Source organism: Kitasatospora sp. NPDC043950 (assembly GCF_056435345.1).
In genome coordinates, this window is the sequence record NZ_JBWKER010000054.1 from 46888 (window position 1) to 60428 (window position 13541).

Consider the following 13541-nt stretch of genomic DNA (forward strand, 5'->3'; position numbering starts at 1 on the left):
CGTGCCGTGCGGCGCGCGCCGGTTCGCACTCCCCGTTCACCCGGACCGGGCCTTCGCGCGCGAGGGTAGGGTGGCAGGCCGGGCCACCCCGCGGGGCGGCTCCGCATGGACGCAGCCGGCCGGACGAGACAGAGGCGAGAAGTGACCGCGCAGAGCCCCGTCCGCTGGACGGACCCGCAGCAGCAGGAGCTGGAGGAGCGGGTCGCCGCCGCCGAACTCGCCTGGCTCAGCATGGACGTCGACGTGCAGACGCTGCGGGTCGAGATCGACAACTTCGCGCTGATCCACCATCAGCTGCTGGGCCCGCTCTACGCCCGGCTGGACGAGCTGGAGGCGCTGGTCGCCGAGGCGGTCGCGGCCAGGACCGGGCACCCCGAGGACCTCCGCCGGGCCGCCGAGGCCCGCCGGCAGGTCGACGAACTGCCCGACCTCGACGCGCTGTTCGACTCCGTCCGGGAGCAGGAGGCGGCCCCGCCGCCGCCCGCCGCGCCGGCCCGGGTGCGCCCCGGGCGGGACGCCCAGCGGATCTACCGCGAGCTGGTCCGCCGGGCCCACCCCGACCTCAGCACCGACCCGGCCGAGCAGCAGCGCCGGGCCGCGTTCCTGGCCCGGGTGAACGAGGCCTACGCGGTCGGCGACGCCGCCGCGCTGGAGGGCCTGTCCGCCGAGTGGTCCACCGCGCCCGAGGCCGCGCCCGGCACCGACTCCCCCGACCGGCTGGAGTGGCTGCGCCGCCGGCTGGAGTGGCTGACCGGCAAGATCACCGAGACCGCCACCGAGCAGGTCCGGCTGGAACAGACCCCGATGGGTCAGCTGCTCGCGCTGGCCCCGCAGGACCCGGACCGGCTGCTGGAGCAGCTCGCCGAGGAACTGCTCGCCAAGGCCGCCGCCCAGCAGGCCGAACTGGAGCGGCTGCTCGGCGCCCCGGCCGCGGCGGGCGACGGCCACCGGCAGCCGGTGGGCGACAATGGCACCGACCCGACCCAGCCCCAGGAGAGCCACACGATGTTCGCCCAGATCCCCTCCACCACCGCCGCCGCAGTGCCCGCCGACGCAGCCCTGCTGGACGTGCGCGAGCAGGACGAGTGGGACGCCGGCCACGTGGACGGCGCGCTGCACATCCCGCTCGGCGAGGTGATCGCCCGGATCGACGAGCTGCCGGACGGGAAGCTGTACGTGCTCTGCCGGGTCGGCGGACGCTCCGCGCAGGTCGTCCAGTACCTGGTGCAGCAGGGCCGGGACGCGGTGAACGTGGACGGCGGCATGTACGCCTGGGAGGGCGCGGGCCGTCCGATGGTCAGCAGCACCGACCAGGACGCCTTCGTCCTGTAGGCCGGTGGCCCGGTGGCCCCGTCCGGCACCGTCGTGTTCGCCCGGTAGGGCAGGATGGGCGCGCGACCGCGCCGGGACGGGACCCGGGCGGCGCGCCGACCGGGCCGGGGAGGCCATGACGGAGACGACGGACCGCCCGGCCGCCGGACGGGTCTGGTCGACGCCCGCGCAGCTCGTGCTCGGCCTGACCGCGGCGGTGCTGGTGGTCGGCACCGGGTTCTTCCTCGCGGCGGTGTTCCTGCACGTCGCGCCGGCCAACTCGCTGTCCCGGCAGTACCGGGACGAGGTCGACGGCCTGGTGTACCCGGAGTTCGAGCAGAACTGGCGGCTGTTCGCGCCGAATCCGCTGCAGCAGAACGTCAGCCTGGACGCCCGGGTGCGCACCGCCGCCGCCGACGGCACCACCCGCACCCGCGACTGGACCGGGCTGACCGCGCAGGACCTCGCCGCGATCCGGCACAACCCCGCCCCCAGCCACGTCGACCAGAACGTGCTGCGCCGGGCCTGGGACTTCTACGACGGCTCGCACAACCCGCAGGACGAGGCGCTGACCAACACCCGAGGCAGGCTCGCCGAGCAGTACCTCAAGCGGATCGCCCTGCAACGGATCGGCCGGGAGGTGGACGGCGAGCGGATCCTGGAGGTCGAGTTCCGGGCCACCGCGGTGACCGTCCCGCCGCCGTCCTGGAGCGGCGAGGCCGCGCCACCGGCGCCGAAGGTGCGGGAGCTGCCCTGGTGGCCGGTGGACGACGAGGACTACCGGGAGCTCGGGTGAGCGAGGTGTCGCCGGAGGTGTCGTCCGACGTGGCGTCCGAGCTCTCGCCGGAGGTGTCGCCCGAGCTCTCGCCGGCGGCCGAGCCGCGGTGGTCGGAGGGCATCCCGCGCCAGGCCGGGCAACCGCCCGCCGCCGGCTCGGCCCCCGGGCCCCGGCCCGACCCGGCGCCGCGCGGGCCCGGCCCGGCCGACCTGGCCGCCCGGGCGATGGCGGCCTTCACCGGGCGTGCGCTGGGCCGCCACCAGGCCGCCGTGGTGCGGATCGGCTTCGGGCTGGTCTGGCTCGCCTACCTGCTGCGCGAGTGGCCCAACCGGCGGGTGCTGTACGGGGACCGGTCGCCCTGGTCGATGGACCTGGCCGAGCGGCTGCTGACCGACAACGGGGCGTTCACGGTGCTGCCGTGGTTCGGCGGGCGGCCCTGGTTCGAGCTGGTCTACCACCTGGCGGTGCTGGCCGCCGTCGCGGTGGTGCTGGGCTGGCGGACCAGGGCGAGCACGGTGCTGTTCCTGGTCACCGTGCTGTCGCTGCAGAACCGCAACGTCTTCCTCGGCGACGGCGGCGACAACGTCGTCCACCTGATGGCGGTCTACCTGGTCTTCACCCGCTGCGCCGAGGTGTGGTCGCTGGACGCCCGGCGGTCCCGGCCGGGGCGGGCCGGGGTGGTGCTCTGGGTGCTGCTCGGCGCCGTCCTGGCGGCCTGCCAGGTCGGCGGCTTCTCCGGCGAGAGCCTCACCTGGACGGTCCGGACCTTCCCGTACGCCGGCTGGGCGCCGCTGTTCTGGGGGCTCTGGGCGGTGGCCGGGCTCTGGTGGACGCTGGGGCGGCTGCGGCCGGACGGCGAACCGCGCGCGGTGCTCGACGCGCTGGCGAACATGGTGCACAACTGCGCGATGCTGGTGATCGCCGTCGAGGTGGTGCTGATCTACGCGACGGCCGGCTGGTACAAGGTGCAGGGCTCGCGCTGGCAGGACGGCACCGCGCTGTACTACCCGCTGCACCTGGACTACTTCACGCCCTGGCCGTGGCTGTCCGGGCTGGTCGGCTCGGCGCTGCTGCCGGTCTTCCTGATCTCGTACGGCACGGTGGTCGTGCAGGTCGCGTTCCCGTTCACGCTGCTCAACCGGCGGGTCAAGAACGTGCTGCTGGCGGTGCTGCTGGCCGAGCACCTGGGGATCGCACTGCTGCTCGGGCTGCCGGTGTTCTCGCTCGCGATGATCGCGGCGGACGCGGTGTTCCTGCCGACCGGCGCGCTGCTCTGGGTGGCGGCGCGGCTGCGGCGGATCCGGCGGTCACGAGCGCCGGTCACGGAGGGCGTGCCCTAGGCTGACCCGTATGTCCTGGTTCGCCGCCCTTCGCGACACCGCGCGGACCGGACTCACCCTCGACCGGGCGCTCACCGACCCCAAGCGGGCCCTGCGCGGGGCCGTCGCGGTGGCGTTGGTGCTCTTCCCCACCCTCGCGCTCGGCGGGGTCGCGCTCGCCACCTCGGCCGCGATGGGCGCCTTCATCGCCGGCACGGCCACCTTCCAGCGCAGCTTCCGGCCCCGGGCCAGTCTCGCCGTCGCGGCCGGGGCCGGGCTCGGGATCAGCACCTTCCTCGGCTACCTGGCGGCCGGGGTCCCCGGGTTGTTCCCGGTGCTGCTCGCGGTGTGGGCCTTCGGCGCCGGGCTCGCCTGGGCGATCGGGCCGACCGCCGGGGTGGTCGCGACCAACACCGTCTCGGTGATGCTGATCGTCGTCCAACTGCCGGTCAGCGCGACCGCCGCGCTCGGACACGGGCTGGTCGCCGCCCTCGGCGGGGTCGTCCAAGCCGTCGTCATCACCCTGTGGCCGATCGGGAGCTGGAGTGCCCAGCGGGACGCCCTCGCCGACACCTACGCGGAACTCGCCGACTACGCGCGCAGGTTGAGGCAGGATCCGACCGCGCACGTCGACCCGGCGCCGTTCATGACGGCCCGGCACGCCGCCGCCCTGACCCCCTGGCAGGACCGCCACCGGCCGGCCGAACTGCGCGGCCTGCGCGGCCTCGCCGAGCGCATCCGGCCCACCCTGGCCGCGCTCGCCGATCCCAAGGTGGGCGCCCCGGAGGAGGGGCCCGAACGCGACCGGGCCCGTGAGGTGCTGGCGGCCGCCGCCGAGGTCATGGACGCCCTGGCCCGGGCCGTCCGCACCGGCGACCCCGTCCGGCTGCCCCGCTCGGCGCCCACGCTCACCCTGGTCCCGCCGGACGAGGGGCCGCGGTTGCAGGGGGCGGCCCGGCGGTCGGCCCGCCGACTGGGCGGGCTGCTGCGCAAGGCCGCGGACACGCTGGAGCGGGGCGACGCGGACACCATCACCACGCCCGTGATCGGCGCGGGCGGGGCGCTGCACAAGCCGTCGATCCTCCGGATGCTGCCGGTCGCGCTGCGGACGGTGCGCCGGCAGCTGCGGCCGCGCTCGGCGATCTTCCAGCACGCCGTCCGGCTCGCCGGGGTGGTCACCGTCGCCTACCTGCTGGCCCGGCTGGTCGGGTTCCACCACGGCTACTGGGCGCCGATGACCGCCGCGATGGTGATGCGGCCGGACTTCGCCCAGACCTACAGCCGGGGTGTCGCCCGGCTGGCCGGGACGGTCGTCGGGGTCGCCGTCTCGACGCTGGTGGTGCAGCTCACCCACCCCGGGGAGTGGGTGCTGGCCGCGCTGGCCGTGCTGTGCATCGGCGGCTCGTACCTCGCGTTCCGGACCGGGTACGCGCTGACGACGGTCGGGATCTCGACGTACGTGGTGTTCCTGCTCGGGCTCCAGGCCGGGAACCCGCTCACGACGGCCTTCGAACGGGTCGGGCTCACCCTGCTCGGCGGGTCGGTGGCGCTGGTGACGTACGCGCTCTTCCCGACCTGGCAGACCGCCCGGCTCGGGGAGCGGCTGGCCGAGTGGCTCGCCGCCGCCGGGCGGTACGCGGCCGCGGTGGTCGCCTGCTACGAGGACCCGGCCGCGCCGCGCGGGCGGGCGGTGCGGACCGCGTTGCTGGACTCCCGGGAGGCCCGCTCGGAACTGCTCCAGGCCATGCAGCGCGCCGACGCCGAACCGGGCCGGCACGCCTCCGGGCTGCCCGGGGTGTCCCGGCGCCAGGTCGACCGGGCCCGGGCGGCCGTCGGGCACCTCGGACGGGTCGCCGTCCTGCTGGAGGCGCACCTGCCGGCCGCCGACGCCGACCCGGTGCCGGGGACGGCGGAGTACGCGGAGGAGCTGCGGCTGGCCACCGCGCTCGCGGGGGCGGCGCTGCTCACCGGGCAGCCGGTGGAGTTCGGCGCCGTGCGGGAGGCGCAGGCGCGGCTGGAGGAACGGCTGGCGCAGGCGCCGGCGGGGGTGCAGCGGGACGTGGTGCGGGCGGGGACGCGGCTGCTGGGGCAGGCGCTGAAGGACCTGGAGCGGGCGCTGCGGGGGCGGGAGGACGTGCGGGGGCCGCAGTAGGCGACGTTCGCCCCTCCTGGAAGGGCGAACGTCGGGCGAACGTCGGGGCCGAACGGCGCCGGGGCGTCAGGCGGCTCGGGCCGCTGCCTCCAGCCAGTTGGCGAACTCGCAGGCGAAGTGCCACTGGTGGCCGGCGCCGAGGAGGGCGGGGGCGGCCTCGGGGAACTGGACGGTGAGGCGGATCCGCAGGCCGTCCGGGGTGTCGGCGAACTCGTGCATCACCCGCAGCACCTCGGTGCCGTCGGCGAGGGTGCCGGTGCCGCCGATGCGGACCGGGAAGGCCTGGTGGCCGGGCCCGGCGATCGGGACGTCGTCGTGGAAGCGCAGGAAGAAGCGGGCCGGGCCGGTGCCGAGGGTCTCGATGATCTCGACCCGTTCGCCGGTGGAGTCGGCCAGGTAGTGCTCGGGGTTGGCGGCGAGCAGGGCGTCCCGGTCGGGGGCGTGCAGGCGGCCCTGCCACCAGGTGAGGAAGCGGTCGGCGTCGATGCCGGCGGCGGTGAGCTCGGTGACGGCGGTGCTCCACCGGCCGCCGGAGGCGTGGGCCCAGGCGGCCAGGGCGGTGTCGGCGGCGGTGGTGTCGGGGGTGAGCAGTTCGCGCGTCCGGTCGTCGCCGAGGCGCTGCTTGAGCAGGCGCAGGGCGGCGCGGGCGCGGTCGAGCTCCCAGGCGAGGACGGCCTCGCGCGGGTGGCTGGTGCCGTCGATGTCGGTGTGGACGGTGAGCGCGGTGGTGGTCACGGCGTCACTCCTCGGCTCCTCAACGATGCGGAGAGATTTTCTCCGCTTCACTGGACGCTAGCATAGGGGGAGAGAATTTCTCCGGTTAGGGAGTTGCCGATGAGGGCCGACGCGGAACGCAGCCGGCGCAGGATCCTGGACGCCGCCTGCGAGGTGTTCCTGGAACGGGGCCCGGACGCCCCGCTGGACGCCGTGGTCCGGCGGGCCGGCGTCGGCCCGGCCACCCTCTACCGGCGCTTCCCCGACCGGGAGGCCCTGGTCCGCGCCCTGGTCACCGACCTGCTGGCCCGGCTCGCCGAGGCCGCCGAACGGGCCCGCCGCGACGAGACCGACCCGTACCGGGCGCTGCGCCGCTTCGTGCACGCCGCCGCCGACCTGCGGATGGGCGCGGCGATCGTGGTGCTGCTGGAGCGGCTGGTGGTGGACGAGGACCTGGTCGCCGTCCGCCGCGAAGCCGTCACCGCCGTCGAGGCGCTGCTGCGCGCCGCCCAGGACGCCGGGCGGCTGCGGGCCGACGTGGGGATGGGCGACCTGGTGCTGCTCTGCGTCCGGGTGTCCCGCCCGCTGCCGGGCGCGCTGGCCACGCTCGACGCGGACGGCTCGCTGGTCCACCGGCACCTCGACCTCGCGCTCGCGGGGCTCGCCGCCGATCCGGACGGTCCGACCGGCCGGCCGCTCGGCTTCGACGAGGTGATCGCCGCTGCGGGCCGCCCCGGCGAGCCCGGCCCGGGCGGGGCCGCCCCAGGCGGGGTGGCCCTGGATCAGACGGTCCTGGATCAGGTGGCCTCGGATCAGACGGCCTCGGACGAGGTGGCAGAGTGAACGCCATGAACGCCATGGACGACGAGGTGCTGCGGGCGTGGCGGGCGGCGGAGCGGGAGCCGGGGGCCGTCCTGCTGGACGGGTTCCACCCGCTGAAGCACGCGCTGCGCTTCGGCGGGGACGTCCGGCGGGTGCTGACCGCCGATCGGGCGGCGCTGCTGGCCCTGGCCGGGGAACTGGCGCCGGACGTCGCGCCGGCGCTGGACGCGCTGGCGGTGGAGCTGCCCGAGGAACGGCTGCGGACGCTGGCACCCCGGCTGCACCCGACCGGGGTGGTCGCCCTGGCCGCGCGGCCGTCCGTCGGGGCGAACCTGGCGGCCCTGGCCCGGCGCCCGCGCCCGGCCCCGGTGGTGCTGCTGGAGAACCCGCGCAACCTGGGCAACGTCGGGGCGGTGATCCGGCTGGCGGCCGGCTTCGGCGCCACCGGCGTGGTGACCACCGGAGATCTGGACCCCTGGCACCCGACCGTGCTGCGCGGCAGCGCGGGCCTGCACTTCGCCACCGCGGTGGAGCGGCTGGCCCTGCCGGAGCTGCCCGCCGGGCCGCTGTACGTGCTGGACCCCGAGGGCGCGGACATCCGGACGCTGCCGTTCCCGGACGACGCGCTGCTCGCCTTCGGCACCGAGCGGCACGGCGTCTCGGCGGAGCTCAAGGCGCGGGCGGACCACCTGGTCTCGGTGCCGATGCAGCCGGGGGTGTCCAGCTTCAACCTGGCCACCAGCGTGGCGATGGGCCTCTTCCACTGGATGTCGTCGAAGCCTCAGGGGTGAGGCGTGGCGCCCGCCGGGGCGGGCACCACGCCGTCGGCGTGCGTCAGGCGAAGAGCCGGCGCCAGGTGTCCGGGCCGGGGTAGCCGTCGGCCTCGGCGCCGCGCCAGCCCTGGGCCTGCTGGAAGGCCTGGACGGCCCGCCGGTCGCTCTCGCTCCAGCGCGGGCCGGGGCCGACGCCGTACGAGCCGCCGAAGCCCTTGCGCACCAGCTGCTCGCCCAGCAGGCGGACCTGGTCGTTGTTCTGACCCGGTCCGAAGTACTGCCGGCCGGGGAAGGCGGGCGCCCCGGTGCCGGGCCGGACCGGCGGCGGTAGCGGGGTGGTGCCGGCGCCGATGGCGCGGCCCTTGCCGTTGACCAGGTAGTCCCAGGTGTCCTTGCCGGGGATGCCGTCGGCCTCGGCGCCGCGCCAGCCCTGGGCCTCCTGGAAGGCCTGGGTGGCCCGCCGGTCGGCCTCGCCCCAGCGCGGGTCGGGGCCCTCGGAGTAGAACCGGGCGCCGCCGCGCTGCACCAGCAGCCGGCCGAGCTCGGTGACGTACGCGTTGTTCGCGCCGGGGCCGAACTTGTCCGCGCCCGGGAAGGCGGTGGCCGGGGTGCCGTCGTTGCTGCCGCCGGACAGGCCGGTGTAGCGGTACGGGACGTAGGCGCCGGAGTTGTTCCAGTAGGCGTACGGGGTGTCGCGCTTCTTGGTGCCGGGGGAGGTCTGCTCGTAGGCGAGGTAGCGGGTGAGGGAGGAGTCCGTCCAGCCGCCGAAGATCGTCACGTGCGACCCGGACTGCGGGCTGGCCGGGTTGTTGTAGATCAGCACGTCGCCGGGCTGGAGGTCGGCCTTGCCGATCCGCTCGGCGAAGTTCGGCAGGGTCCAGGTGGTCTGGCTGCTGCCGAGGCCCCAGGCCATCGAGACGAAGCCGGAGCAGTCCTGGCGGTAGCCGTCCGACCAGTAGCTGCCCATGCCGTACGGCACCTGCTGGTCGACCCAGCCCTGGGCGCGCTGGATGATCTGCGCCCGGGTGGGCGGCTGGGCGGCGGCGCGCGGGGCGGCGAAGGCGCGGGCGCCGGGTGCTTGGCCGTAGAGGCCGCTGACCTCGCCCTGCGGGGTCTGCGGGGGCTGGGCGGTGCTGCTGCCGCCCGGGGTGGGGCCGGGGGTGGGGGCCGCGGTGGCGTGCCCGGCGGCGGCCGTCCCGCCGCCCACCGCGGTGCCGACGGCGGCCATCAGCACGGCGGCCCGGCGGCGGATGCTGCGGGCCGCGGCGTGCCCGCCCTCGTGCACCGGTGCGGCGTGCCGCCGGGCGCGGCGGCGGGCGCTGCAGCCCCCGCATATGCAGTCCTCGTCCGGTTCGACCTCGTCGAATTCCAGCAGCGGGGACAGGTGGTCGGTACGGGTCATGCTCCGCCTCTTTCCTGCGGTCTTCCTGGTCGACGCCTGACGGCGTGACAGGACTGGCCTTCCCGGGCCGGCCCCGCGTGTTATCGGGACCAAAGTCCCAAAGCGGGCGGAAGGTAGCACGGCGGGTTGCGCCGGACGGGTGACAACCGTTCGGCGGCCCGGGCGTGGCGGGGGCGAGGAGGAGGCGCTAGTGCCGGTGCGGGGCCTGGCGGATGGTCAGGTGTGGCGGGGGTGCGCGGGCCGGTTCGAGGACGGCGGGGGCGGTCGGACGCCGGGGCGGCCGGATGTCGGGGACGACTGGACGCCGGGGGCGGCTACTGCCACTCCCAGCGGATGCCGATGTGCCCGGGCTGCTGGTCCGGCGCGAGCACGTGGGCACTCGCGGAGGCGCCGACCCAGAGCTGCTCGCGGCGGTGGTCGACGTCCGCGCCCGGCTCGCGGTCGTAGCGCTCGCAGTGCGCCGGGACGGCCGCCGGGTCGAAGTGCACCTGGAGCACGTACTCGCGCACCGGGGTGGCGAAGCGGCGGCTGTACTCCAGCGTCGGGCCGCCCGGCGGGATCTCCACCTCGTACTCGAAGACCGTGCTGTCGCCGAGCGCCAGCGGGCGGTCCAGCATCAGCTCGCCGACGGTCAGGCCGGCCTCCGGACGGCGCCGGACCCGGCCCAGCCGGCCGTGCCGCACCGAGGTGATCTCCGGGCAGCCCGTCGCCTCCTCGTCGGCCTTGTGCACGACCAGGCAGCGGCCCACGCCGCCGACGGTGGCGCGCACCACCTGGCGCATCCGCAGCAGGTTGCCGCGCCGCTCGGCGTCCACGTAGTACGAGTCGTGGATGCTCAGCCGCTCCAGTTCGCCCTGCGGCGGGGCGTCCAGCTCGGCGAAGATGTCCGCGATCTGCCGTTCGCCCGGCCAGACGTCCTCCAGGCCGAGGTGGCAGGTGTTCGCGACGGCGGCCCAGCGGCCGCGCGGGCGGGGCGGGCCGAGCAGCGAGGTGAGCGCGCTGTGCGGCAGTCCGAGCAGTTCCTCCAGCAGGTGGACGGCTCTCAGCGAGCTGGCCCGTTCGGGCTGGCTGCGTCCGCGCCGCCAGTAACTCAGCGTCGTGACGCTGACTCTGACGCCGCGCTGGGTGAGGGCGGCTCTGATCCGGTCCAGGCTGAGGCCGCTGGCCTCGATGGCCAGGTGCAGGGTGTCCGCGAAGCCGCCGGGGGCGGTGGCCCGCCCGGCGTGCGCGGGTGCCGGAGGCGGTGCGGGTACGGACGGGCCGGGGCGCTCCGGGCGCAGTCCGACCAGCCGGAGTCGCGCGGAGTCCTGAGGCTGCTGTGCGGCCATGCGGTGACCCTCCCCGCCAGGTGAGTTCGGAGGGGCCTGGCCGGCGCCGAGGCTCGCCGCCGACGGCTTCACCGAGCTTTGGGGAACCCTATGCACGGTCGAGAGGCTACGTCATCAGTCGTGCGTATGACAGGGGTCACGGCAGGTGAACCGAAGGGTTGGTGATCTTGAAACAGTTCGGAAACACACGCCCTCGCCGCGCGCCCGCGCCGCCCGCCGCGACGGGCGGACGCACACCGCCGGGGCGGGCCCTGTCGGCGCCGCCCCGGCGGGGGTCAGGTGGTGCTACCCGCTGGTGGTCAGTTGACGTTCAGCGCGATGTCGTCGATCACGAAGCTGGTCTGGTTGGAGCCGTCCTCGGTGCCGGTGAACTTGACGGTCACGTTCTTGCCGGCGAAGGAGGAGAGGTCCAGGGTGCGCTTCACGTAGCCGGCGGCGGCGTTGACGTTGGAGTACGTCGCCAGCGTGGTGCCGTTGGCCTGGACGGTCAGCTTGTCGTACGCGGTGGAGCCGGTCTCCGCGGTGTCGATGTGCAGCCAGAAGGTGAGGCTGGCGGACTTGCAGCCGGCCGGCACCGAGATGGTCTGCGACAGGGTGTCGGTGTGGGCGCTGCCGTAGCCGTCCAGCCAGGCCTTCCAGCTGCCCGAGTGGGCCGCCTGCGAGGAGCTGTTGTCGACCACGCCGCTGGAGGTGGTCCACGGGGCGGCGGTGCCGGTCTCGAAGCCGCCGTTGCCGATCAGCTGGGCCGCGGTGCAGCCGCCGGTGGGCGGGGTGGTGGAGCCGCCGCCGAGCAGGGCGGTGGTCAGGCCGTCGGCGATCGGGGTGCCCCAGCCGGTGACCTGGTCGTAGCCCGTCCCGGCCGGGAAGTCCTGGTTGGAGCCGCTGGTCACGTCGTGGAAGGCGCCGGAGTAGTTGCTGCTGTTCGCGACCGCGTACAGCTTCGGGTTCGCCTCGCCCAGGACCGGCTGGCCGGCCGCCTTGGCTTTCTGGTTGAACTGGGCCGCGTAGCCGGCCCACAGCGGCGCCGCCGCGCTGGTGCCGCCGTAGACCTGCCAGGAGCCGGCCGTGTAGATCGCGAAGCCGCTCGCCGGGTCGGCGTTGGAGGAGACGTCCGGGACGGTGCGCATGGTGCCGGTGCCGGTGCCGGTGCCGGTCTGCCAGGTCGGCTTGCCGAACACGGTGGAGACGCCGCCGCCGGCGCTGCTCCAGGCGCTCTCCGAGGAGTACGAGGTGCCGGACACCTGGAGGTTGGTGCCGCCGACGCCGGTCTGGTGCGGGCTGGACGCCGGGAAGTCGACCGCCTTGACCGACGAGCCGCTGGTGGAGCGGGTGCAGTCGCGGGAGCCGTCGTCACCGGAGGCGGAGAAGATCGAGATGCCCTGGGCGGCGGCCTGCTTGAAGGCGTTGTCCACGGCCGTCATCGAGGCGGCGGTGGTGTCCGGCTCGCAGGAGCCCCACGAGATCGAGATGACCGAGACCTGGTTGTCGGCCACGATCTTGTTGGCCATGTCGATCTCGCCCTGGTCGCTGTTGGGCGCCTCGTAGACCAGCTGGGTCGCCTTCGGCGCCGCGCCGCGGACGATCTCGCTGTCCAGCTCGACCTCGCCCTGGCCCCCGCCGGGGGCGGAGTCGTAGTTGGCGCCGTCCACCGAGACCGTGGAGACGGCCGGGCCGGATAGGCCGTACTGCGAGTCGTAGGTGGTCAGGTTGGAGGACGAGTAGCCGTCGAACTCCCAGAGGGCGACCGTCGTGCCGGTGCCGTCGGCGCCGGTCTTGTTCAGGTTGTAGGCGCCGTCGTACTGCGACGGGCCGAAGCCGCTCGGGGTCGAGGAGGCCGTGTGCGGGGTGACCGAGTTCGGCTTGGCCAGGCGGTTCTTGCGGACCGCGTGGTTGTCCAGGCCGCTCACGCCCTGGACCACGTCGGCCAGGTCGGCCGGGACGGAGGCGGCGGCGTCGTTGGCGAAGAAGGCGCGCTGTAGCTGCGGGTCGACGTAGGAGCTCTCGTGGGTGCCGAAGGCCTGCGAGATCTGCGCGTTGGTGCCGTGGGCGCTGACCACCTGGCGGTTGGCGCTCACCTCGGTGACGGTCAGGCCCTGGGCGGCCAGGTAGGTCTTGACCTGGTCGACGGCGGCCTGGGTCGGCCCGAACCGGGCGGTGAACTGCTCCGGCGTCAGGTACTTGCCGAACTCGGGGGTGCCGGGGGTGGCGACCGCGGCGAGGAAGCGGTCGAGGGCGGCGGTGTCACGCAGCTTCAGGCTGACGGCCACCGAGATCTGCTGCTCGGCCGGGACGTCGCCCTTCTTCTCCGAGTGGGCCACTGCCGGGTTGACGGTGTTCGGGAGCGCGACACGGGGAGCGGGGGCGGCCTGCGCGGTGGAGACACCGAGCGAGACGGCGGTCAGCGGCAGCACGGCTATCGCCGCGGCGAGGGCAAGGGAGCGGGGGCGCAACGGATCCTCCTCTGGCCGGCTGTGGGGGCCGGCAAGGGGCCAGAGCGTTCCGGAGTCGAAAACGCTGTCTAGAACATGACAGAACCAGTGCGCAAAGTGGCTCATGGTCAAGCAATTCGTTGCTAAAAAACAGTCAACTGTGGACACCCGGAATGCGGGGATTCCATACAGTGAATAGCCCGGATTCCGGAACCGGTCCCTACCGGTGGGGGGCGGAAGGGACGGACGTGGAACCGGGTGGAGCCGCGCGGGAAGCATGACCGGCGTGGGCCGTACGGCGACGCGCGGGAATCGGGCGCGGGTGGCGCGGAACTATGTGAACGGCACGGCCCGGCGGCTGCTCTGACGGCTTCCCCGACGGTGGACCGGAAGGGGCTGAGGGCGGGCCGGGAGGGTCCGGCGGCGGGGGGGGGGGGGGGGGGGGGGGGGGGGGGGGGGGGGGGGGGGGGGGGGGGGGGGGGGGGGGGGGGGGGGGGGGGGGGGGGGGGGGGG

General features: G+C 75.0%; 10 protein-coding genes. 6 read left to right on the top strand and 4 right to left on the bottom strand.

Translation table 11 applies throughout. The annotated features are described in order from the left end of the window. Positions 1-141: 141 nt before the first annotated feature. The 4 genes from AC07BF_RS30010 to AC07BF_RS30025 all read left to right on the top strand — a co-directional run bounded on the left by AC07BF_RS30010 (position 142) and on the right by AC07BF_RS30025 (position 5560). Positions 142-1332 carry a rhodanese-like domain-containing protein gene (locus AC07BF_RS30010; protein ID WP_400804328.1) on the top strand — a complete coding sequence of 397 codons (1191 nt, stop codon included), beginning with the start codon at positions 142-144 and terminating at the stop codon, positions 1330-1332. Between the two features lie 115 nt (positions 1333-1447). Further along, positions 1448-2107, top strand: a complete 660-nt coding sequence (locus AC07BF_RS30015; protein WP_478318088.1) for a DUF5819 family protein — start codon at positions 1448-1450, stop codon at positions 2105-2107. A gap of 206 nt (positions 2108-2313) precedes the next feature. Continuing rightward, positions 2314-3429, top strand: a complete 1116-nt coding sequence (locus tag AC07BF_RS30020; RefSeq protein WP_363619515.1) for an HTTM domain-containing protein — start codon at positions 2314-2316, stop codon at positions 3427-3429. A 10-nt stretch (positions 3430-3439) separates the two neighbouring features. Further along, positions 3440-5560: an FUSC family protein gene (locus AC07BF_RS30025; RefSeq protein ID WP_363588000.1), complete on the top strand. Its 2121-nt coding sequence runs from the start codon at positions 3440-3442 to the stop codon at positions 5558-5560. A 66-nt stretch (positions 5561-5626) separates the two neighbouring features. On the opposite strand, the gene AC07BF_RS30030 is transcribed toward AC07BF_RS30025, so the two are convergent. Continuing rightward, positions 5627-6295, bottom strand: coding sequence for a hypothetical protein (locus AC07BF_RS30030; RefSeq protein WP_400804337.1), 669 nt, complete (start codon positions 6293-6295; stop codon positions 5627-5629). Between the two features lie 99 nt (positions 6296-6394). On the opposite strand from AC07BF_RS30030, the gene AC07BF_RS30035 reads away from it, so the two are divergent. Further along, entirely contained in the window at positions 6395-7117 is a 723-nt protein-coding gene (locus tag AC07BF_RS30035; protein ID WP_363628014.1) for a TetR/AcrR family transcriptional regulator, read from the top strand. A 14-nt stretch (positions 7118-7131) separates the two neighbouring features. After that, positions 7132-7887 (top strand): TrmH family RNA methyltransferase, encoded by a 756-nt coding sequence (locus AC07BF_RS30040; protein ID WP_363588022.1) that lies wholly within the window; start codon positions 7132-7134, stop codon positions 7885-7887. A gap of 43 nt (positions 7888-7930) precedes the next feature. Here AC07BF_RS30040 and AC07BF_RS30045 read toward each other — a convergent pair whose 3' ends face one another. The 3 genes from AC07BF_RS30045 to AC07BF_RS30055 all read right to left on the bottom strand — a co-directional run bounded on the left by AC07BF_RS30045 (position 7931) and on the right by AC07BF_RS30055 (position 13049). Beyond that, positions 7931-9271 carry a peptidoglycan-binding protein gene (locus tag AC07BF_RS30045; RefSeq protein WP_400985498.1) on the bottom strand — a complete coding sequence of 447 codons (1341 nt, stop codon included), beginning with the start codon at positions 9269-9271 and terminating at the stop codon, positions 7931-7933. A 314-nt stretch (positions 9272-9585) separates the two neighbouring features. After that, positions 9586-10599: an XRE family transcriptional regulator gene (locus AC07BF_RS30050; RefSeq protein WP_363588008.1), complete on the bottom strand. Its 1014-nt coding sequence runs from the start codon at positions 10597-10599 to the stop codon at positions 9586-9588. A gap of 299 nt (positions 10600-10898) precedes the next feature. Beyond that, positions 10899-13049, bottom strand: coding sequence for a protease pro-enzyme activation domain-containing protein (locus tag AC07BF_RS30055; RefSeq protein WP_400985496.1), 2151 nt, complete (start codon positions 13047-13049; stop codon positions 10899-10901). Between the last annotated feature and the right edge of the window lie 492 nt (positions 13050-13541).

Excerpts from the sequence above, each read along its gene's own strand:
- AC07BF_RS30015 (WP_478318088.1), top strand. The coding sequence starts at position 1,448 with ATGACGGAGACGACGGACCGCCCGGCCGCCGGACGGGTCTGGTCGACG.
- AC07BF_RS30020 (WP_363619515.1), top strand. The coding sequence starts at position 2,314 with ATGGCGGCCTTCACCGGGCGTGCGCTGGGCCGCCACCAGGCCGCCGTG.
- AC07BF_RS30045 (WP_400985498.1), bottom strand. The coding sequence starts at position 9,271 with ATGACCCGTACCGACCACCTGTCCCCGCTGCTGGAATTCGACGAGGTC.
- AC07BF_RS30025 (WP_363588000.1), top strand. The coding sequence starts at position 3,440 with ATGTCCTGGTTCGCCGCCCTTCGCGACACCGCGCGGACCGGACTCACC.
- AC07BF_RS30050 (WP_363588008.1), bottom strand. The coding sequence starts at position 10,599 with ATGGCCGCACAGCAGCCTCAGGACTCCGCGCGACTCCGGCTGGTCGGA.
- AC07BF_RS30035 (WP_363628014.1), top strand. The coding sequence starts at position 6,395 with ATGAGGGCCGACGCGGAACGCAGCCGGCGCAGGATCCTGGACGCCGCC.
- AC07BF_RS30040 (WP_363588022.1), top strand. The coding sequence starts at position 7,132 with ATGGACGACGAGGTGCTGCGGGCGTGGCGGGCGGCGGAGCGGGAGCCG.